Origin of the sequence: Micromonospora sp. NPDC018662 (genome assembly GCF_044391475.1) — a bacterium.
Lineage (GTDB): Bacteria > Actinomycetota > Actinomycetes > Mycobacteriales > Micromonosporaceae > Micromonospora.
The window spans coordinates 283,734-305,321 of sequence record NZ_JBISAC010000006.1 but is presented as its reverse complement, the minus strand read 5'-3'; the positions used below and the strand labels follow the sequence as shown (position 1 = coordinate 305,321).

Sequence of the window (21,588 nt, the reverse complement as noted above, 5' to 3'; positions counted from 1 at the left end):
GGGCGGTTAGGGGCGGCTAGGGGCCGTTAGGGGAGGTCAGCGTCGTGCCGCCTCGGTTAGCGTCCAGCCGGGCCGTTCCTATCTGGATCAGGGAGTGGGACATCATGAGTGATCTGTCGGCACCGGAGTTCCCCGAGTGGCCGCAGTTCGGCGACGAGGAACGGACCGGCCTCATCCGGGCCCTGGAGCAGGGCCAGTGGTGGCGCGTCGGAGGCAACGAGGTCGACACGTTCGAGGCCGAGTTCGCCGCGTACCACGGGTCGTCGCACGCGCTGGCCGTCACCAACGGCACGCACGCGCTGGAGGTGGCGCTGGAGGTGCTGGGCGTCGGACCGGGCACCGAGGTGATCGTCCCGGCGTTCACGTTCATCTCGTCGTCGCTGGCCGCGCAGCGCCTCGGTGCGGTGGCCGTGCCGGTCGACGTGGACCTCGACACCTACTGCGTCGACCCGGAGGCGGTGGCCGCCGCGATCACCGACCGGACCCGGGTGGTGATGCCCGTGCACATGGCCGGGCAGTTCGCCGACATGGACGCGCTCGACAAGATCACCGCGGACGCCGGCGTCGCGCTGCTCCAGGACGCCGCGCACGCGCACGGCGCGCAGTGGCAGGGCAAGCGGGTCGGTGAACTCGGCTCGGTCGCCGCGTTCAGCTTCCAGAACGGCAAGCTGATGACCGCCGGGGAGGGCGGCGCGGTGCTCTTCCCCGACGAGGAGAGCTACGAGAAGGCGTTCCTGGTGCACAGCTGCGGCCGACCCCGCACCGACCGGGACTACCTGCACCGCACCACCGGCTCGAACTACCGGATGAACGAGTTCAGCGCCGCCGTGCTGCGCGCCCAACTGTCCCGGCTGGACGGTCAGATCGCGGTGCGCGAGCAGCGCTGGCCGCTGCTGGCGAGCCTGCTCGCCGAGATCCCCGGCGTGGTGCCGCAGGGACGCGACCCGCGCGGTGACCGCAACCCGCACTACATGGCCATGTTCCGGATTCCCGGGATCACGCTGGAGCGCCGCCGGGCCGTGGTCGACGAGCTGATCGCCCGGGGCATCCCGGCGTTCGTGGCGTTCCGCGCCATCTACCGCTGCGACGGCTTCTGGCTGGCCGGCGCGCCGGACGAGACCGTCGAGCAGATCGCCGAGCGGTGCCCGAACGTCGAGCAGATCCACGCCGACTGCGTCTGGCTGCACCACCGCACGCTGCTCGGCACCGAGGAGCAGATGCACCAGATCGCCGCCGTGCTCGCCGACGTGCTGGCCGGATGACCGGGTCGCAGCCGGCCGCCGCGCCGGGGCGTACCGTCCGGGTCGCGGTGGCCGGTCTCGGCTGGGCCGGGCGGCAGATCTGGCTGCCCCGCCTCGCCGCGCACCAGCGGTTCACGGTGACCGCCGTGATCGACCCGGACGCCGCCGCCCGGGACCGGGCCCGCGCCGCGCACGGCGTGCCCGAGGCGTACGCCGACGTGGCCGACCTGCCCACCGACGCCGCCGACCTGGTGGTGGTGGCGGTCCCCAACCACCTGCACGCCGCCGTCGCGGCCCGGCTGCTGCGCCGGGGCGTACCGGTGTTCCTGGAGAAGCCGGTCTGCCTCACCTCCGCCGAGGCGGACGACCTGGCCGACGCCGAGCGTGCCGGCGGCGCGGTGCTGCTGGCCGGCAGCGCCGCCCGCTACCGCGCCGACGTGCGGGCCCTGCTCCGGGCCGTGGTGGACCTCGGGCCGGTCCGGCACGTCGACGTCGCCTGGGTACGCGCCCGGGGCGTGCCCGACGCCGGCGGCTGGTTCACCCGGCGGGACCTCTCCGGCGGCGGCGCGCTGGTCGACCTGGGCTGGCACCTGCTCGACACGGTGCTGCCCCTGCTCGGACCGGCGCCGATCGCGCACGTGGTGGGCAGCGTCTCGGACGACTTCGTCAACGACGGCGCCGCGCAGGCCGCCTGGCGCGGCACCGCCGGGCCCGGCGGACGGGGCGACGTCGAGGACACCGCCCGCGCCTTCCTGCTCACCGCCGACGGCGCGTCCGCCGCGCTGCACGCCTGCTGGGCGTCGCACGAGGCGACGGACCGCACCACCGTCTCCGTGCACGGCACCCACGGCTCGGCGACGCTGCGCTGCACGTTCGGGTTCAGCCCGAACCGGCTCGGCGCGCCGGAACTGACCCGTACCCGCGACGGCGAGACCGTGGTCCTGCCGCTGCCCGCCGAGACCATCGGCGCCGAGTACGACCGGCAGCTCGACGCGCTGCCCGGCCTGCTCGCCGACCCGGCCAGCCGGGGCGTGGCCGCCGCCGACGCCCGCCGCACCATCGACGCCATCGAACGTGTCTACCGCTGCGCCCGGCCCACCCCGCCGATGCCCGCGCTGGCGGGAGCGCGCGACCGGTGAGAACCACCGGGCGACCTCACCCTTCGGGAGCAGCCATGAGCCAGCCGCCGTCGACCGCCGGCGCCGCCGTCCTCGCCCCGCGTCCGGGCCCGATCCGCGCTGTCGTGTTCGACCTCGACGGGGTCGTGGTGGACAGCTCGGCGGTGATGCGCGAGGCGTTCAGCATCGCGTACGCCGAGGTGGTGGGCGGTGGCCCGGCGCCGTTCGAGGAGTACAACCAGCACATGGGACGGTACTTCCCGGACATCATGCGGCTGATGGGGTTGCCGCTGGAGATGGAGGCGCCGTTCGTCCGGGAGAGCTACCGGCTGGCGCACCGGGTGCCGCTGTTCCCCGGCGTCCGGGAGACGCTGGAGGCGCTGCACGAGCGCGGCGTACGGATGGCGGTCGCCACCGGCAAGAGCGGCCCCCGCGCCCGGTCCCTGCTGGACCTGCTCGGCGTGCTCGCGCTCTTCGACCACGTGATCGGCTCGGACGAGGTGCCCCGCCCCAAGCCGGCGCCGGACATCGTGCTGCGCGCGCTGGAACTGCTCGACATGCCGCCGGGCGTGGCCATGATGGTCGGTGACGCGATCACGGACCTGACCAGCGGCCGGGACGCCGGGGTGACCACGGTGGCCACCACCTGGCACGGCGGCGACGTGACCGCGTTGCTGGCCGCCGGCCCGGACCTGGTCGCGCACAAGCCCGAGGAACTGCTCACCCACTGCCCGGCGGTGCTCTGAGTTCGGCCGGGTGCGCCCGGGGGTGTCGGCGCCGGCAGCACATTGCCAGCGCGAGCGATATACCAGCAGGTCATAATTATGACCCGCTGGTATATCGCGTTCACTCGCATGATTCCGACGACCCGTCACGCACCGTGACGCATCGGATGAGGGCCAGGTGCCGCGGCTCGGGGGCGCCGCCTACATCTCAGCGAGGGAGGTGCGGACCTCGGCCTCCGGCACGTCGGCGACCAGCTCCGGGCCGCTATCGAATACGGGACGAACCACATGATCAGAACCGTCACCGAGGCGTTTGCTCGGAATAGCTCACTGCGTCGCGGCCCACAGAACTCGTCGTGTTGATCTAGGGTGATGCGATGACCGCCGAGCCCGTGACGACAGTACTGTTCGACTTCGCCTGGACTCTGTTCGCCAGGGACTCGGAGCGCTGGGTGGGCAACGCGGCGGCATCGATCGACCGGACATTGGCTGCCGGCGAGGCGCACCGTATTGCTGGCGACTTCGCGGAACTGTTGCGGGCGACGGCCACGGATCCGGCCCACATCGCCCGAGATCTGGATCCGCGAGTCTGGGATCGGGCGATCCTCGCCGTGTTGGAACAGATTCCTGGGGTGGACCGGGCGCTGGCATCGGTCTTGCACGAGACGCACGCCGAAGCGATCGAGCCGTACGCCGACACCGTCGCCACCCTGTCCGCATTGCGTGATGGCGGTGTTCGCATCGGCGTCGTCAGCAACGCCGGCTGGGACATCCGCACATGCTTCGCGCGGCACGGACTCGACGGCTATGTCGATGCGTTCGTACTGTCCTACGAGGTCGGTTTCGTCAAACCGGACCCTCGGATCTGGGGTGCCGCCCTCGAAGCCCTCCATGCCGCACCGGGCCAGACGGTGATGGTCGGTGATCATCCCGCCGGCGACGGTGGATCGGTTTCCGCCGGCATACCAGCGCTAATCCTGCCAATGGTGGATTCGCCCGCGAAGAAACGCGGCTTCGAATATGTGCTCAGGCTTGCCCAGGTTCCGTCCTGAAGGTCTGTCGCTGGCACTCACGTGAAGCTTCTGGTTGAACCTCCGCGGTCTAGCGGGCGGCTGCGGGTGCCCTCCTGGTTGGGCGTTGGGCGGGAGCTTGCCGAGCGACGAGGCGTGAAGCTGGGGGAGCGGAAGGGGCCTCGACCCGTACGCCCTCCCGCTTCACGTACAGCTCCCGCTTGGCGGTGGCGTCGCCTCGCCTGTCGAGGACGTATCCCGTCAACCACATCCAGCCGTTGTACGGGTCGACGTCGTCGGCGGAGATGAGGCGGACCCGTAGCGCTCGATCTCCGCCGAACTGCGGCGAGCAGGCGACTCCGAGCAGCAGCACGTCTCCGGGACTGAGTCCGGTCATGACGGCCAGTGCCCTCGATTGATCGGGAGGCGGTGCTGGCGGCGACACGGGAGGTCCGCGCCGCAGCGACACACGCGGCGCCATCGCCGCCAGGACCAGATGGGTCGGTGCCGGTGGGCGAGCGTCAGGGCTGCTGACAGTACGTAGTCGTCATAGCTGGCAGCCTGCACCCGCTCTCCTACGTTCGGTCTCCTCATGCGTACCAAAGGCCATATCGTTTGGCGCATGATCGACCCGATGTCGCTGACGCCTCTCTACGTCCAAGTGGCGGATCTTGTGGCGAAGCGCATCGAGGACGGGGAGCTGCAGCCGCGCCGGCCGATCCCGTCCGAGTCGCACCTTCAGCAGGAGTACGGCGTGGCTCGGGGAACGGTCCGGCAGGCCGTGCGCCTACTGAGGGCACGGGGCCTGGTCGTCACCATCCCGCAGCGCGGTACCTACGTCGCGGATCGCCCCTGAGTTCCCTGCCGTCTACATGTCGGCCAAGGCGGCGCGGACCTCGGTCTCCGGCACGTCCGCGACCAGCTCCGGGCCGCTCGCCCCGTCCAGTACGAAGGTCAGGCCGGCGGTGGACTTCTTGTCGCGGCGCATGAACGCGATCAGCTCGTCGTGCGTCACCCCGGGCGGCAGCGCGGTGTCCAGGCCGTAGCCGGCCACCACCTCGTGGTGCTCGGCCACCCGGTCGGCGTCGATGCGACCGAGCCGACCGGCCAGCCGCCCGACGAACACCGTGCCCACGCCGACCGCCTCGCCGTGGCGCAGCCGGAAGTCGGTGGCCCGTTCCAACGCGTGACCGAGCGTATGACCGTAGTTGAGGATGTGCCGCAGCCCGGCGTCGCGTTCGTCGGCGGCCACCACCCGGGCCTTGAGCGCCACGCACGCGGTGATCTGCTCGGTGACCGTCCGGTCGCGCAGGTCACCCGCGCCGATGAAGTGCGCGCGGGCGATCTCGCCGTAGCCGTTGCGCCGCTCCACCTCCGGCAGCGTGTCCAGGTAGTCGGTGTCGCAGAGCACCGCGCGCGGCTGCCAGTAGACGCCGACCAGGTTCTTGCCCTCCGGCAGGTTCACCGCGGTCTTGCCGCCCACGCTGGCGTCCACCTGGGCCAGCAGCGACGTCGGCAGGTGGAGCACCGCGATCCCGCGGTGGTAGAGGCCGGCGGCCAGGCCGACCACGTCGGTGGTGGTGCCGCCGCCGCAGGAGACCACCGCGTCGGCGCGGGTCAACCCGAACCCGGCGAACGCCCGGCACAGCGCCTCCACGGTGGCCAGCGTCTTGTCGTGCTCGCCGTCGCGGGCCGGCACCACCCGGTGCGGCACGCCCGGGTCGGGCGTCCACTCCGGCGGCCGGGCCGAGACCACCACGACCCGGCGGGCGCCGATCCGCGCCACCTCCGCGGCCAGCCGGTGCCGCACGCCGGGGCCCACCAGCACCGGGTACGCCCGATCGCCCAGTTCCACGTCGACCCGTTCCACAGTCATCCGGCTCTCCCACCTGGTGCGGCGACGGCGTGCCCGGCCAGCCGCAACGCCAGCGCGGCCAGCGAGTCGACGGCCGGGTCGATGCCCCAGCGGCGGTGGCTGAGCTGGGCGTGCTCGGCGACCAGGAATCCGCGCGGCGCGGCCGGGTGGTCCTCGGCGACCACCTCGGTGACCCGGTCCAGATAGCGGCGCCAGGCCACCGACACCGGATCGTCGGCGAGCGGCAGGTCGGCGGCGGCCAGCACGATCTTGTCGGCGCCGGCCTGCGCCTGCGCGGCGAGCTCCCGGCGCTGTGCCCCGGTCAGCGCGCGGCTGCGGTCCTGCCAGTGCAGGAACAGGAAGGCCGCCCGGTCACCGGCCGGCAGCAGCCCGCACAGGTGCCGCAGGTGCGCCACCGCGAGCGGCAGTTCCAACCCGGCCAGCCACGGCGGGTCACCGCCGAGCAGGCCCAGCGCCACCTCGCTGCCGGCGTGCGCGAGCGGTCCGCCGCGAGCTGGGTCGCGGACCGCGTACGCCGGGGGCGCCGGCCGGGCCGTCGGGCCGAGCCGGTCGCGCGCCAGGTCGAGCGCGGCGGGCCCGGCGTGCAGACCCAGCCGCAGCCGGGGCGGGCCGGGGGAGCCGAGCCGGTCGAAGAACCAGCAGCCGCCCGGGTCGGCGGCGCGCAGCTCGGACACCAACCCCGCCAGCACCGTGCCGACCAGTTCGGCCGCCCGCGCCTCGCCGCATCCCCCGCCGGGCACGGCGAGGTCGGCGAACAACCAGGAGCGTTCCATGGCACCTCGACTGTCGGCGGTGGGTACGCGGCGTCCTCGGGGCGTGCCCATCATCACCGCGCGGGCCCGCCGGACGGCCCGCGCGCGGTCGGGAACCGGGGTCCGGTTAGGGGGCGACAGGGGTAGGTCGCCGCCGGGCCGCTGGCCAGACTTGGGCCGTTACGGCGAAGGACGGATGTGCTGACATGCTTCGGAGTGACCTGGTCCAGCCGTTGCCCGCACTGCTCCGGGCCCACGCGAGCCGGCTGCCGAACCAGGTGGCGTTCCGCGACGCGGACCGGGCGGTGTCCTGGGCCGCGCTGGAGGCGGTCACCCGCCGGCTGGCCGGGCACCTGGTCGACGCGGGCGTCGGCCGGGGCGAGCGGGTCGCGTTCTGCCTGGGCAACCGGGTGGAGACGGTGGAGACCTGGCTGGCCGTGACCCGGGCCGCGGCGGTCGGCGTACCGCTGAACCCGCGCAGCGCGGACGCCGAGCTGGCCCACCTGCTCGACGACTCCGGCGCGGTGCTGGTGGTCACCGACCCGCAGCACCTCGACCAGGTGTCGCGGCTGCGCGCGGACCGGCCCGACCTGCGGATCTGGGTGACCGGCGACGGACCGTACCCGGACCCGGTGACGGCCTGGCCGGCGCTCGTCGACGTCGCGCCGGCCGCCGACGCCCGCGACGACCTCGGCCTGGACGAGGTCGCCTGGATGCTCTACACCTCCGGCACCACCGGCCGGCCCAAGGGCGTGCTCTCCACCCAGCGCACCTGCCTCTGGTCGGTGGCCGCCTGCTACGTGCCGGTGCCCGGCCTGACCTCCGCCGACCGGGTGGTCTGGCCGCTGCCGCTGTTCCACAGCCTCTCCCACATCGGCTGCGTGCTGAGCGTGACAGCGGTCGGCGCGAGCGCCCGCCTGGTCGACGGGTTCGCCGCCGCCGACGTGCTGCGCGCGGTCACCGAGGACGAGGCGACAGTGCTGGCCGGCGTCCCCGCCATGTACCACCACCTGGTCGATGCCGCCCGCGCCGACGGGTTCCGCGCGCCCGCGCTGCGGGCCTGCCTGGTCGGTGGCGCGATCACCACCGGGGAGCTGCGCCGCGCGTTCGAGGACGTCTTCGACGCGCCGCTGCTCGACGCGTACGGCAGCACCGAGACGTGCGGCTCCATCGCGGTGACCCGCCCGGACGAGCCCCGGGTCGAGGGCTCCTGCGGCCGGGCCGTGGACGGCGTGCAGGTGCGCCTGGTCAGCCCGGACACCGGCCGGGACGTGCCGACCGGCGACGAGGGCGAGGTGTGGGTACGCGGCCCGAGCGTCATGCTCGGCTACCACGGACTGCCCGAGGCCACCGCGGCGGCGTTGCGCGACGGCTGGTACCGCACCGGCGACCTGGCCCGCCGGGACGCCGACGGGAACCTCTTCGTCACCGGCCGGCACCGGGAACTCATCATCCGCGGCGGCGAGAAGGTGCACCCGGTCGAGGTGGAGGACGTGCTGCGCGCGGTGCCCGGCGTGGCCGACGTCGCGGTCACCGGCCGCCCGCACGAGGTGCTCGGCGAGGTGCCGGTCGCGTACGTGGTGCCCGCGCCGGAGGGCTTCGTGCCGGCCGCCGCGTACGCCGCCTGCCGGGAGCGACTCGCCTACCACAAGGTGCCGCAGGAGCTGTACGAGATCGACGCGGTGCCGCGTACCGCCTCCGGGAAGGTCACCCGGCGGCTGCTGGGGGAGCTGCCGGCCCGGCTGCGCGCGGTCAACGGCGCGCACCACGAGTCGCTGACCCGGCTCACCTGGCGTCCGCTGGAACCGGTCGACCGTGCGCCCGGCCGGCGCTGGGCGGTCGTCGGGCCGCACGCCGGGGCGGTCGCCGACGCGCTGACCGCCGAGGGCGAGGACGTCCACACCGGCGCCCACTCCACCGAGACCGGCGCGGACGTGCTGGCGCTGGCCGGCGTCGACCCGGCGGCGCTGCCCGGCTGGCTCGACGACGCCCGGTACGCCAACGCCCGGGTGGTGGTGCTGACCACCGGCGCGGTGGACGCGTCCACCGCCGACACGGCCGACGACCCCGACCTGGTCCCGGCCGCCACCGTCGCCTGGGCCCGGGCCCGCTGCCGGCAGGCCGCCCGGCCGGGCCGGATCGTGCTCGTCGACACCGACGCCGACCCCGGCTCGGCCGCGCTGCTGCCGTCCGTGGTGGACGCCGGCGCCGCCCAGGTCGCGTTGCGTGCCGGAACCGCCCGGTACGCGGTGCCCGCGCCGGCCGCCGCGCCGGCCCGGGAACACGCCGCCACGGTGCTCGACCCGACCGCGCCGGCGGTGCTCGCCGGCACGGACACCCCCGGGCGCGCGGCGCTGGCCCGACACCTGACCGGCGCGTACGGCGCCCGGTCGCTGCGGCTGCTGCCGATCGACGGCCCCGCCACCGACGTCTCGACCCGGGACGGGGAGCCGGTCGGGGCGGCCGTGCTGCGGGTGTCCGACACCGACCTGGCCGACCCGGACCGCGCCGCCCGGCTGCTCGACCTCGCCGGCCGGCTGGATCGGGACACCCGGCACGCCGGCGCCACCGCGTACACCGTGCTGGTCCCCGCCGACCTGCTGCTCGGCGCCGCCGGACGGGAACCGGCGGCGGGCGCGGTCGCCGCGCTGCACGCGCTGGTCGCCCGGCGGCACGCGGCCGGGCTGCCGGCCCGGCTGATCGGCGTCACCGGAGCGGCGGGGGCGGAGACCGCCGCGTTCGACGCCGCGCACGACGGCGACGACCTGGTGCTGGTGGCCGGCCCGGCCGAGCGGGTGGCCGAGCACCCGGCCTGGCGCGGCCCGGCCCGGCCCGACGACGACGCGGACGCGTTGCGCCGCCGAATCGCGGCGCTCACCACCGCCGACGGCGACCGTCTCCTGGCCGACCTGGTCCGCGCCGCCACCGCCGAGGTGGCCGGGCTGCCCGGCCCGGGCGCGGTCCGGCCCGGCCGGGCGTTCACCGAACTCGGGTTCACCTCGGTCCGCGCGGTCGCGCTGCGCGACCGGCTGAACCGGGCCACCGGCGTCCGGCTCTCCGCCACCGCCGCGTTCGACCATCCGACGCCCGCCGCCCTCACCCGGCACCTGGCCACGCTGCTGCGCGGCGCCGGTCCGAGCGACGCCGCCGCCCGCCCCGGCCCGGGGGTCGCCGCCGACGATCCGGTGGCGATCGTCGCCATGGCGTGCCGGCTACCGGGCGGCGTCACCGGCCCGGACGAGCTGTGGGAGCTGCTCGAATCCGGCGGCGAGGGGCTCACCGGCTTCCCCACCGACCGGGGCTGGGACCTGGCGCACCTGTTCGCCGACGATCCCGACCGGGCCGGCACCTCGTACGTGCGGGTGGGCGGGTTCCTGGCCGGCGCCGGGGACTTCGACGCCACCCTGTTCGCGATCAGCCCGCGCGAGGCGCTCGCCATGGACCCGCAGCAGCGGCTCCTGCTGGAGACGTCCTGGGAGCTGTTCGAGCGGGCCGGGATCGACCCGACCGGGCTGCGCGGCAGCGCCACCGGCGTGTTCACCGGCGTGATGCACCACGACTACGCGGCCAACGTCGGTCAGGCGCCGCCCGGCACCGAGGGCTACCTCGGCGTCGGCACCGCCGGCAGCGTGGTCTCCGGGCGGGTCGCGTACGCGCTGGGCCTGGAGGGGCCGGCGGTGACCGTGGACACCGCCTGCTCGTCGTCGCTCGTCGCGTTGCACCTGGCCGCGCAGGCGCTGCGCGCCGGGGACTGCACGCTCGCGGTGGCCGGCGGCGTCGCGGTGATGGGCACCCCGCAGGCGTTCGTCGAGTTCAGCCGCCAGCGCGGACTCGCGCCGGACGGCCGGTGCAAGGCGTTCGCCGAGGCCGCCGACGGCACCGGCTGGTCCGAGGGCGTGGCCGTGCTGCTGCTGGAACGGCTCAGTGACGCCCGCCGAAACGGCCACCCGGTGCTGGCGCTGCTGCGCGCCAGCGCGGTCAACTCCGACGGGGCGTCCAACGGGCTCACCGCCCCCAACGGGCCGGCCCAGGAACGGGTCATTCGGCGCGCGCTGGCCACCGCCGGCCTCGCGCCGGGCGACGTGGACGCGGTCGAGGCGCACGGCACCGGCACCCGGCTCGGCGACCCGATCGAGGCGCAGGCGCTGCTCGCCACGTACGGGCAGGGGCGGCCGGCGGACCGTCCGCTGCTGCTCGGCTCGCTCAAGTCGAACCTCGGGCACACCCAGGCGGCGGCCGGCGCGGCCGGCGTGATGAAGATGGTGCTCGCGCTGCGCCACGGCACGCTGCCGCGCACGCTGCACGTGGACGCGCCGACCGGCGAGGTCGACTGGTCGACCGGCGCGGTCGAGCTGCTCACCGACGCCCGCCCGTGGCCCGACGTGGACCGGCCCCGCCGCGCCGGGATCTCCTCGTTCGGCATCAGCGGCACCAACGCCCACGTCGTCGTCGAGGCGGCCCCCGCCGCGCCGACCCCACCGCCGGTCACCCGCGAGGCCCCGGCCGGCGTCGTGCCGTGGCTGCTGTCCGCGGCGAGCCGGGAGGGCCTGCGGGACCAGGCGGCCCGGCTGCTGAGCCGGCTCGACCGGCTCGACGCCGACCCGACCGACGTGGCGTACGCGCTGGCCACCACGCGGGCGGCGCTGGACCACCGGGCGGCGCTGCTGGTCGGCGACCCGGCCGACGCCCACGCCGGGCTGACGGCGCTGAGCCGGGGCGACACCGACCCGGCGGGCGTGCTCACCGGCCGCGTCTCCGACGGCCGGCTCGCCGTGCTCTTCGGCGGGCAGGGCGGGCAACGCGCCGGCATGGGCCGGGAGCTGCACGCGACGTACCCGGTCTACGCGGAGGCGTTCGCCGCCGCCGCCGCCGAACTGGACCGGCACCTCACCGGGCACCCGGTCGCCGACGTGGTCCTCGCCCCGGACGGCGACGCCCGGGCCGCGCTGCTCGACGAGACCCGCTACACCCAGCCGGCGCTGTTCGCCGTCGAGGTGGCGCTGCACCGGCTGCTCGAATCCTGGGGCGTCCGCCCGGACCTGCTGCTCGGCCACTCGATCGGCGAGATCGCCGCCGCGCACGTGGCCGGCGTGCTCACGCTCGCCGACGCCGCCGCGCTGGTCGCCGCGCGGGGCCGGCTCATGCAGGCGTTGCCGGCCGGCGGCGCGATGGTCGCGGTGGAGGCGGACGAGGCCGAGGTGCTGCCGCACCTGACCGATCGGGTCGGGCTGGCCGCCGTGAACGGGCCGACCGCCGTGGTCCTCTCCGGTGACGCCGACGCGGTCGAGGCGGTCGCCGCGACGCTGCGCGCCGCCGGCCGCCGCACCAGCCGGCTCCGCGTGTCGCACGCGTTCCACTCGCCCCGGATGACGCCGATGCTCGACGCGTTCCGGGAGGTCGCCGCCGGGCTGACCTACCGCGCGCCGCAACTGCCGGTGGTGTCCACGCTGACCGGCGCACCTGTCGACGCGGCCCGGCTCACCTCGCCCGAGCACTGGGTGGCGCACGTCCGCGACACGGTGCGCTTCGCCGACGGCGTCCGGGCCCTGCACGCCGAGGGCGCCACCACGTTCCTGGAGGTCGGTCCCGGCGGCGTGCTCACCGCGCTCGCCGCCGAGTGCCTCGCCGACGCCGGCGACGACCTCGCGTTCGTGCCCACGCTGCGCGCCGGCACGCCCGAACCGGCGGCGCTGCTCACCGCCGCCGCCCGACTGCACGTGCGCGGCGTGCCGGTGGACCGGGCCGCGCTGGCCGGGCCCGGCCCGCACGCGCCCGTCGCGCTGCCCACCTACGCGTTCCGGCACCGGCACTACTGGCTGCCCGCCACACCCGGCGCACCGGCCGGCGACGCCGGGCACCCGTTGCTCGCCGCCGTGCTGCCGGTCGCCGGCAGCGGCCAGGTGCTCGCCACCGGACGGTTCACCGCGTCCCGCCCGGCCACCCCGGACGGCACCACGCCGCTGCTGCCCGCCACCGCGCTGCTCGACGCGCTCGGCCACCTCGGCGAGCGTCTCGACACGCCGGTCCTGGTCGACCTGCGGATGCCGGAACCGGCGCCGCTGCCCGCCGGTCTCGCGGTCGACCTCCAGATCGACGTCGCCGGCCCGGACGCCGTCGGCCGTCGCGCCGCCCGCTGCCACGTCCGCGCCGGCGAGCACGAGCCGTGGCGGGCGGTCGCCGACGCGGTGCTCGCCCCGGCCGACCCGCTCGCCGCGCCCGGCGTACCGGCCCCGGCCTGGCCGCCGGCCGGCGCCCGCCCGGTCGAGGCAACGCATCCGCTGCTGCGGGCCGCCTGGACCGCCGGGGACCGGCTGCACCTCGACGTACGCCTGCCCGACGACGCCGCCGACCCGGACGCCGAGCGGTACGGCGTGCACCCGGACGTGCTCGACGCCGCGCTGCGCCTGCTCCCGCTGGCCGGGTTCGCCCCGCCGGCCGGCCCGGGGGAGCGGATCGTGCCCACCGGGTGGACCGGCGTGCGCCGGCACGCCACCGGCGCGTACGCGTTGCGGGTCAGCCTCGCCCCGGCCGGCGCGGACGCGGTGACGCTGAACGCCGTCGACGACGCCGGCCGGCCGGTGCTCGACGTCGACCGGATCGCGCTGCGGGCCGTGACGCTGCCGTCCGCCGCCGCCCCGGCGCCGGAGAGCGGCCCGGCCGGCCTGTACACGGTGGACTGGCGGCCCGCCCCGACCGGTCCGGTGCCCACCTGGACGCTCGCCGACGCGGTGCCCCCGGCCGGACCGCTGCCGCCGGTGCTGGTGCTGCGCCTGCCCGACGGCGACCCGGCCGCCACCGTCGCGCAGCGCGCCGACGCGATCGGCCTGGACCTGCTCGGCGTGCTCCACCGCTGGCTCGACGACCCGCGCGCCACCGACACCCGGCTCGCGGTGGCCGTCCGCGACGGCGACCCGGCGCACGCCCCGGCCGCCGGCCTGCTGCGGGTGGCCCGTGCCGAGCACCCCGACCGGTTCCTGCTGCTGCACCTGGACGCCGTCGACGACGCCACGGTCCGCGCCGCGCTGGCCGCCGCCGACGACGAACCCGAGGTCGCGGTCCGCGACGGCCGCGCGCTGCTGCCCCGGCTCTGCCCGGCCGCCGCGCCCAACACCGCCGCGCGACCCGCGCTGGCCGGCGGCGCGGTGCTGCTCACCGGCGGCACCGGCGGCATCGGCCGGCACGTCGCGGTCCACCTCGCGCAGGAGTACGGCGTGCGGGAGCTGGTGCTGCTCAGCCGCACCGGCCGGCCCGCCCCGTGGACCGACGAGCTGGCGGCGACCGGCGTCACCGTCTGGGTGGTCGCCGCCGACGTGGCCGACCGGGACGCGCTCGCCGCCGTGCTGACCCCGCTCGCCGACCGGCTGGTGGCCGTCGTGCACGCCGCCGGCGCCACCGACGACGCGCTGCTCACCGACCTCGACGCGGACCGCTGGGCCGGCGCGCTGCGGGCCAAGGTGCACGGGGCCTGGCACCTGCACGAGCTGACCGCCGGCCTCGACCTGGCCGCGTTCGTGCTGTTCTCCTCCGCCTCGGCCACGTTCGGCAGCCCCGGCCAGGGCAACTACGCCGCCGGCAACGCGTTCCTCGACGCGCTCGCCGCGCACCGCCGGGCCGTCGGGCTGCCCGGCACGGCGCTCGCCTGGGGCCTGTGGGCCGAGACCGACGGGATGGCCGGCCGGCTCGCCGCCGCCGACCTGGCCCGCCTCGCCCGCGCCGGCACCCGGCCGTTGGACGCCGCCGCCGGGCTGGCGCTGTTCGACGACGCGCTGCGCGCCGAGCCGGCGACGCTGGTGCCGATCGGGCTGGACCTGGCCGCCGTCCGCGCCGCCGGTGAGGTGCCGGCGCTGCTGCGGGCGCTGCTGCCGCCGGCCCCGCGCCGGGCCGTCGCCGCCGACCCCGGCGCCGGCGCCGGCACCGGTCTCGCCGACCGCCTGGCCGGCCTCGGCGAGCCGGAACGGGCCGCGCTCCTGCTCGACCTGGTCCGCGCCCGCTGCGCCACGGTCGTCGGCCACGCCGGGCCGGAGCAGATCGAACCGCGCCGGCCGTTCAAGGAACTCGGCTTCGACTCGCTGATGGCGGTCGAGCTGAGCAACCGGCTCTCCGCCGCCACCGGCGTCCGGCTCGCCCCGCACGCCGTCTTCAACCACCCCACCCCGGAGCTGCTCGCCGCGCACCTGCACGCGCGGCTGCTCGGCACCGCCGCCACCGAGGTCGCCGACGCCGCCACCGTGGCGCTGGACGAGCCGGTCGCGGTGGTCGCGATGGCCTGCCGGTTCCCCGGCGGCATCGGCTCGCCGGAGGAGCTGTGGCGGCTGCTCGACGCCGGCGGCGAGGTGATCGGCGACCTGCCCACCGACCGGGGCTGGCCGCTGGCCGACCTGTACGACCCGGAGCCCGGCACCCCCGGCCGCACCTACACCCGCGCCGGCGGCTTCCTCACCGGCCTCGCCGACTTCGACGCCGCGTTCTTCGGCATCAGCCCGCGCGAGGCGCTCGCCATGGACCCGCAGCACCGGCTGCTGCTGGAGACGTCGTGGGAGGCCCTGGAACGGGCCGGCATCGACCCGGACACGCTGCGCGGCAGCCGTACCGGCGTGTTCGCCGGCACCCACGGCCAGGACTACGCCGACCGGATCGCCCCCGGCGCCACCGCCGACGACGGCGAGACCGTCGCCGACGAGGGGCACCTGCTCACCGGCACCGCCGCCAGCGTGCTCTCCGGGCGGGTCGCGTACGCGCTCGGGCTGGAAGGGCCGGCGGTCACCGTGGACACCGCCTGCTCCGCGTCCCTGGTGGCGCTGCACCTGGCCGGCCAGGCGCTGCGGCAGGGCGACTGCGACCTGGCGCTCGCCGGCGGCGTGTCGGTGCTGTCCAGCCCGGCCGGGCTGACCGGGTTCAGCCGCCAGCGCGGCCTCGCCCCGGACGGTCGGTGCAAGGCGTTCGCCGAGGACGCCGACGGGTTCGGCATGTCCGAGGGCGTCGGTGTGCTGGTGGTGGAACGGCTCTCCGACGCCCGCCGGCGCGGTCACCCGGTGCTGGCCGTGGTCCGTGGCTCGGCGGTCAACTCCGACGGCGCGTCCAACGGGCTGACCGCGCCCAACGGGCCGTCCCAGGAACGCGTGATCCGGGCCGCGCTGGCCGCCGCCGGGCTCGACCCGGCCGAGGTGGACGCGGTCGAGGCGCACGGCACCGGCACGCCGCTCGGCGACCCGATCGAGGCCGAGGCGATCCTCGCCACCTACGGCCGCCGGCCCGACGGCGTCCCGCCGCTGCTGCTCGGCTCCGTGAAGTCCAACCTCGGCCACACCCAGGCCGCGGCCGGCGTCGCCGGGATGCTCAAGGTCATCCTCGCCATGCGGCACGGCCGGCTGCCCCGCACCCTGCACGCCGAGCACCGCACCAGCCGTGTCGACTGGACGGCCGGCGCGGTCGACCTGCTCACCGAGGCCCGGCCGTGGCCGCGTACCGACCGGCCGGCCCGCGCCGGCGTCTCCTCGTTCGGCATCAGCGGCACCAACGCCCACGTGGTGGTGGAGGCCGTGCCGGCCGAGCCGCCCGTCGACGCCGAGCCGCCGGCCGGGCCGGCGGCGCTGCCGTGGCTGCTCTCCGCGCGTACCCCGGAAGGACTGGCCGGGCAGGCCCGCCGGCTGCGGGACCACCTCGCCGACCGGCCCGGGCAGCGACCGCTCGACGTGGCCTGGTCGCTGGCCACCACCCGGGCCGCCTTCGACCACCGGGCCGTGCTGGTCGGCGGCCCGGCGGAGATCGCCGCCGGCCTGGACGCGCTCGCCGCCGGCGAGCCCGCCACCGACCTGGTACGCGGCGACGTCACCGCCGCCGGCAAGGTGGTGTTCGTCTTCCCCGGCCAGGGCTCCCAGTGGGCCGGCATGGCGCTGGACCTGCTCGACGAGTCACCCGTGTTCGCCGAGCGGATGGCCGCCTGCGACGCCGCGCTGCGGCCCTGGCTGGGCCACCCGCTGCGGGACCTGCTGCGCCAGGCGCCCGGCACGCCCGACGTCGAACGGGCCGACGTGGTGCAGCCGCTGCTGTTCGCGGTGATGGTGTCGCTGGCCGAGCTGTGGCGCTCGTACGGCGTGCAGCCCGCCGCCGTGGTCGGCCACTCGCAGGGCGAGATCGCCGCCGCCTGCGTGGCCGGCGTGCTCTCCCTGCCGGACGCCGCCCGGTTGGTGGCGTTGCGCGCCCGCGCGTTGCGCAAGCTGGCCGGTGCCGGGGTGATGGCCGCCGTGCCGCTGCCCGTCGACACGGTCCGCGCCCGGGTCGCCCGCTACGGCGACCGGCTGGCAGTGGGCGCGGTCAACGGCCCCGCGAACGTCGTGGTCTCCGGCGAGCCGGACGCGGTCGACGCGTTCGCCGCCGAGTTGGAGGCCGACCGGGTACGGCTGCGCCGGATCCCGATCGACTACGCCTCCCACTCGGCGCAGGTGGAGCGGATCCGCGCCGACCTGGCCGAGGGGGTCGCCGGTGTCACGCCCGGACCGGCGGCGGTGCCGATCTACTCCACCACCGACCTGTGCTGGCTCGGCGGCGAGGAGATGGACGCGGACTACTGGTACCGCAACCTGCGCCAGCCGGTCGAACTGGCCGACGCGGTGCGCGCGCTGGCCGCCGAGGGGCACCTCACGTACGTCGAGTGCAGCCCGCACCCGGTGCTCACGCCGGGCATCGAGCAGACGCTCCAGGAGCACGACCAGCCGGCGGTGGTGGTCGGCTCGGTGCAGCGCGGCCGGGGCGACCGGGCCCGGTTCCTGCTCTCCGTGGCCGCGTTGCACGTGCGTGGCGTGCCGGTGGACTGGCAGCCGGTGCTGGCCGGCGGCCGCCGGGTCGACCTGCCCACGTACGCGTTCGCGCACCGCCGCTACTGGCCCCGCCCGGTCACCGGTGCCGCCGACGTCGGCGCGGCCGGGCTGGTCGCCGCCGGGCACCCGCTGCTCGGCGCGTCAGTGCCGCTGGCCGACGGGCGGGGGCACCTGTTCACCGGCCGGCTCGCGGTCGCCGAGCAGCCCTGGCTGGCCGACCACCGGGTCGCCGGCCGGGTGCTGGTGCCCGGCACCGGGCTGGTCGAGCTGTGCCTGCGCGCCGGCGAGGAGGTCGGCTGCCCGGCCCTCGACGAGCTGGTCATCGAGGCGCCGCTGACGCTGCCCGAGGACGCGGCCACCCAGGTGCAGGTCGCGGTCGGCCCGGCCGCCGACGACGGACGCCGCCCGGTCACCGTGCACTCCCGGCCCGCCGCCGGCCCGGCCGACGCGCCGTGGACCCGACACGGCAGCGGCACGCTCTCCGCCGCCGAACCCGCAGCGGCGACGCCGGTCGGGCCGCCGCCGGACGCCCGCGCCGTCGACCTGTCCGGCTTCTACGACCGCCTGGTCGACGAGGGGTACGGCTACGGCCCGGCGTTCCAGGGCCTGCGCGCGGTCCGGACCGGCGACGACGAGGTGTACGCCGAGGTGGAGCTGCCGGCCGGCCCGCGCGCCGACGCCGACCGGTACGCGCTGCACCCGGCGCTGCTCGACGCCGCGCTGCACGCCGCGCACTTCGGTGGTCTCGCCGACGCCGGCGGCGACCGGATCCTGTTGCCGTTCGCCTGGAACGGGCTCACCCTGCGCGCCACCGGCGCCACCACGCTGCGGGTACGACTGCGCCGGGTCGGCCCGCACGCGTTCGCGTTGTCCGCCACCGACCCGGCCGGCGCGCCGGTGGTGGAGGCGGCGTCGCTGGCCATGCGCCCGATCTCCCGCGCCGAGCTGGGCGCCCGCGACGACGCGGTCACCGACGCGCTGTTCCACCTGACCTGGCAGCCGCTGCCGACGCCCACCGCACCGACCCCGGCCCGGATCGCCGTGCTCGCCGCCCCGACCGCCGCCGCCGACCCGGCCGCGCGTCGGTCTGCTGTCGACGCCGCCGACCCGTCTGCCGGGACCGACCCGCCCGGCCCGGCGGACGTGTCCGACCCGTCCGCCGTCGCCGACCTGCCCGCTCCGGCCGACGTGTCCGGGCTGTCGCGTCACGCCGAACTGCCCGCTCCGGCCGACGTGTCCGGGCTGTCGCGTCACGCCGACCTGTCCGCCCTGGGCGCCGCGATCGACGCCGGCGCCACGCCGCCGGACGCGGTGCTCGCGCCGCTCACCGCCGGCATCGTGGACGGTGCCGGCGCGCGCCGGGGGTCGACCGGCTCCGACCCGGCCGCCCCGGACCGGGCGCGACGGCTCGCCGGTGCCGCGCTCGCGTTGGTGCAGCGCTGGCTGGCCGAGCCGCGCTGGGCCGAGACGCGGCTGGTGCTGCTCACCTCCGGCGCGGTCGGCGTGCACGGGCCCGGCGAGGTCGACGACCCGGACGCCGCCGCCGCGTGGGGCCTGGTCCGCGCCGCCCAGTCCGAACACCCGGACCGGTTCGTGCTGCTCGACGCCGACACCGGGCCCGACGCGGCCACCGTGACCGCCGTGCTCGCCGCCGACGAGCCGCAGGTGGCGCTGCGCGACGGCGGCGCGTACGTGCCCCGGCTGGCCCGCCGCGCCGACGCGCCGACGCTCACCCCGCCCGCCGACGCGACCGCCTGGCGGCTGGACGTGCCCCGCCGGGGCAGCCTCGACCACCTGGCGCTGGTGCCCACCGACGCGGCCGACGCCCCGCTCGGCGCATCCGACGTCCGGGTCCGGGTCCGCGCCGCCGGCCTGAACTTCCGCGACGTGCTCAACGCGCTCGGCCTCTACCCGGGCGACCCCGGCCCGCCCGGCGGGGAGGCCGCCGGCGTGGTCGTCGAGGTCGGCGCGGAGGTCACCGACCTGCGCCCCGGCGACCGGGTGCTCGGCGTCTTCACCGGCTGCTTCGGCCCGGTCGCGGTCACCGACCGGCGGTTGCTCGCGCCGGTGCCGGACGGCTGGACGTTCGCGCAGGCCGCGACCGTGCCGGTGGTGTTCCTCACCGCCTGGCGGGGACTGGTCGGGCTGGGCCGGCTGCGGGCCGGGGAATCCGTGCTGGTGCACGCCGGCGCCGGTGGCGTCGGCATGGCCGCCGTGCAGATCGCCCGCCACCTCGGCGCGGAGGTGTTCGCCACCGCCAGCGAAGGCAAGTGGCAGGCGCTGCGGGAGTTGGGCGTGCCCGACGACCACCTGGCGTCGTCCCGGACGCTCGACTTCGAGGCGCGTTTCCTCGACGTCACCGGCGGGCGGGGCGTGGACGTGGTGCTCGACGCGCTGGCCCGCGAGTTCGTGGACGCGTCGCTGCGGCTGCTGCCGCGCGGCGGCCGGTTCCTGGAGATGGGCAAGACCGACGTGCGTGACCCGGCCCGGGTCGCCGCCGACCACCCCGGCGTCGACTACCAGGCGTACGACCTGACGCAGGTCGACCCGGACGAGATCCAGCGGATGCTCACCGAACTGCTGGCGCTGTTCGCCACCGGCGCGCTGCGCCCGCTGCCGGTGCGCGCCTGGGACGTCCGGCAGGCCCCGGACGCGTTCCGCTACGTCAGCCAGGCCCGGCACGTCGGCAAGGTGGTGCTCACCATGCCGGAGACGTGGGACCCGGACGGCACGGTGCTGCTCACCGGCGGCACCGGCCTGCTGGGCGGCCTGGTGGCCCGCCGGCTGGTCACCGGGCACGGCGTACGGCACCTGCTGCTGGCCAGCCGCGGTGGCCCGGACGCGCCCGGCGCGGCCGAGCTGACCGCCGAGTTGACCGCGCTCGGCGCCACCGTCACCGTGGCCGCCGCCGACGTCGCCGACCGGGACGCGGTGGCCGGGCTGCTCACCGCCGTGCCGGCGGCGCATCCGCTCACCGCCGTGGTGCACCTGGCCGGCGTCCTCGACGACGGCGTGGTCACCGCGCTCACCCCGGAACGCCTCGACACCGTGTTCCGTCCCAAGGTGGACGCCGCCCGCCACCTCGACGAGCTGACCCGCCCCCTGGACCTCGCCGGGTTCGTGCTGTTCTCCTCGGGGGCCGGCGTGTTCGGCGTGCCCGGCCAGGGCAACTACGCCGCCGCGAACGCCTGGCTGGACGCGCTGGCCCGGCGGCGACGCGGCGCCGGCCTGCCGGCCCGCGCGTACGCCTGGGGGCTGTGGGCGCAGGCCAGCACGCTGACCGCCGGCGTGGACCGGGCCGGCACCACCCGGGACGGGCAGGTCGCGATCCCGTCCGACCTGGGCATGGCGCTGTTCGACGCCGGCCTGGCCGCGCCGGAGGAACACCTGGTGCCGACCCGCGTCGATCGGGCCGCGCTGGCCGGCCGGCCGCACGTGCCGGCGCTGATGCGCGGCCTGGTCCGCGCCGACCGGCCGAAGGCCCGCGCCGCCGCCACCACCGGCGGCGCCGACCTGGCCGGGCGGCTGCGCGCGCTCACCGGCGCGGAACAGTCCGCGCTCCTGCTCGACCTGGTCCGGGCCACCGCCGCGGCGGTGCTCGGCCACGGCAGCCCGGACGCCATCCGGGAGGGGCAGGCGTTCCACGAGCTGGGCTTCGACTCGCTGACCGCGGTCGAGCTGCGTAACCGGCTCACCGAGGCGACCGGGGAACGGCTGCCGGCCACCGCCGTCTTCGACTACCCGGACCCGGCGGCGCTGGCCGGCTACCTGCGCTCCCGACTGGTGCCCGACGGCGCGCAGGCCGCCCCGGCGGTGCTGGCCGAGCTGGAACGCCTGGAACGGGCGCTGGCCGAGACCACCGTCGAGGCGGAGCTGCACACCCAGGTGGCGGCGCGGCTGGAGGTGCTGGTCGCCAAGTGGCGCACCATGCGCGGCGCCTCCGCCACCGACGACGACCTGGACCTCGACCGGGCCAGCGACGACGAGATCTTCAGCCTGATCGACACGGAACTCGGGCTGTGACGGCCCAGGCGGACGAACGAGGGACG

Annotated in this window: 8 protein-coding genes; 6 read left to right on the top strand and 2 right to left on the bottom strand. The window is 76.7% G+C overall.

Going from position 1 to position 21,588, the window contains the following annotated elements:
* Nucleotides 1-104 precede the first annotated feature (104 nt).
* The 5 genes from ACH495_RS19490 to ACH495_RS19470 all read left to right on the top strand — a co-directional run bounded on the left by ACH495_RS19490 (nt 105) and on the right by ACH495_RS19470 (nt 4,950).
* A complete protein-coding gene (locus ACH495_RS19490; RefSeq protein ID WP_396859140.1) occupies nt 105-1,262 on the top strand; it encodes a DegT/DnrJ/EryC1/StrS family aminotransferase in 1,158 nt (385 codons plus the stop codon).
* Entirely contained in the window at nt 1,259-2,380 is a 1,122-nt protein-coding gene (locus tag ACH495_RS19485) for a Gfo/Idh/MocA family protein (protein WP_396859139.1), read from the top strand. The genes ACH495_RS19490 and ACH495_RS19485 overlap by 4 nt, the downstream gene beginning before the upstream one ends.
* A gap of 35 nt (nt 2,381-2,415) precedes the next feature.
* Complete coding sequence (locus tag ACH495_RS19480; protein WP_396859138.1) at nt 2,416-3,105, top strand: HAD-IA family hydrolase; 690 nt, start codon at nt 2,416-2,418, stop codon at nt 3,103-3,105.
* Nucleotides 3,106-3,461: 356 nt separating this feature from the next.
* Nucleotides 3,462-4,136, top strand: coding sequence for an HAD family hydrolase (locus tag ACH495_RS19475; RefSeq protein ID WP_396859137.1), 675 nt, complete (start codon nt 3,462-3,464; stop codon nt 4,134-4,136).
* A 580-nt stretch (nt 4,137-4,716) separates the two neighbouring features.
* Nucleotides 4,717-4,950 (top strand): GntR family transcriptional regulator, encoded by a 234-nt coding sequence (locus ACH495_RS19470; protein ID WP_396859136.1) that lies wholly within the window; start codon nt 4,717-4,719, stop codon nt 4,948-4,950.
* Nucleotides 4,951-4,962: 12 nt separating this feature from the next.
* Here ACH495_RS19470 and ACH495_RS19465 read toward each other — a convergent pair whose 3' ends face one another.
* Together ACH495_RS19465 and ACH495_RS19460 are read right to left on the bottom strand one after the other, a co-directional pair.
* On the bottom strand, nt 4,963-5,970 hold the full coding sequence (locus tag ACH495_RS19465; RefSeq protein WP_396859135.1) for a 3-dehydroquinate synthase family protein: 1,008 nt from the start codon (nt 5,968-5,970) through the stop codon (nt 4,963-4,965).
* Nucleotides 5,967-6,743, bottom strand: a complete 777-nt coding sequence (locus ACH495_RS19460) for a hypothetical protein (RefSeq protein ID WP_396859134.1) — start codon at nt 6,741-6,743, stop codon at nt 5,967-5,969. The genes ACH495_RS19465 and ACH495_RS19460 overlap by 4 nt, the downstream gene beginning before the upstream one ends.
* 185 nt (nt 6,744-6,928) lie before the next feature.
* On the opposite strand from ACH495_RS19460, the gene ACH495_RS19455 reads away from it, so the two are divergent.
* The gene (locus ACH495_RS19455) at nt 6,929-21,562 is read left to right on the top strand and encodes an SDR family NAD(P)-dependent oxidoreductase (protein WP_396859133.1); all 14,634 of its coding nucleotides are present in this window, start codon (nt 6,929-6,931) and stop codon (nt 21,560-21,562) included.
* Nucleotides 21,563-21,588: the final 26 nt, after the last annotated feature.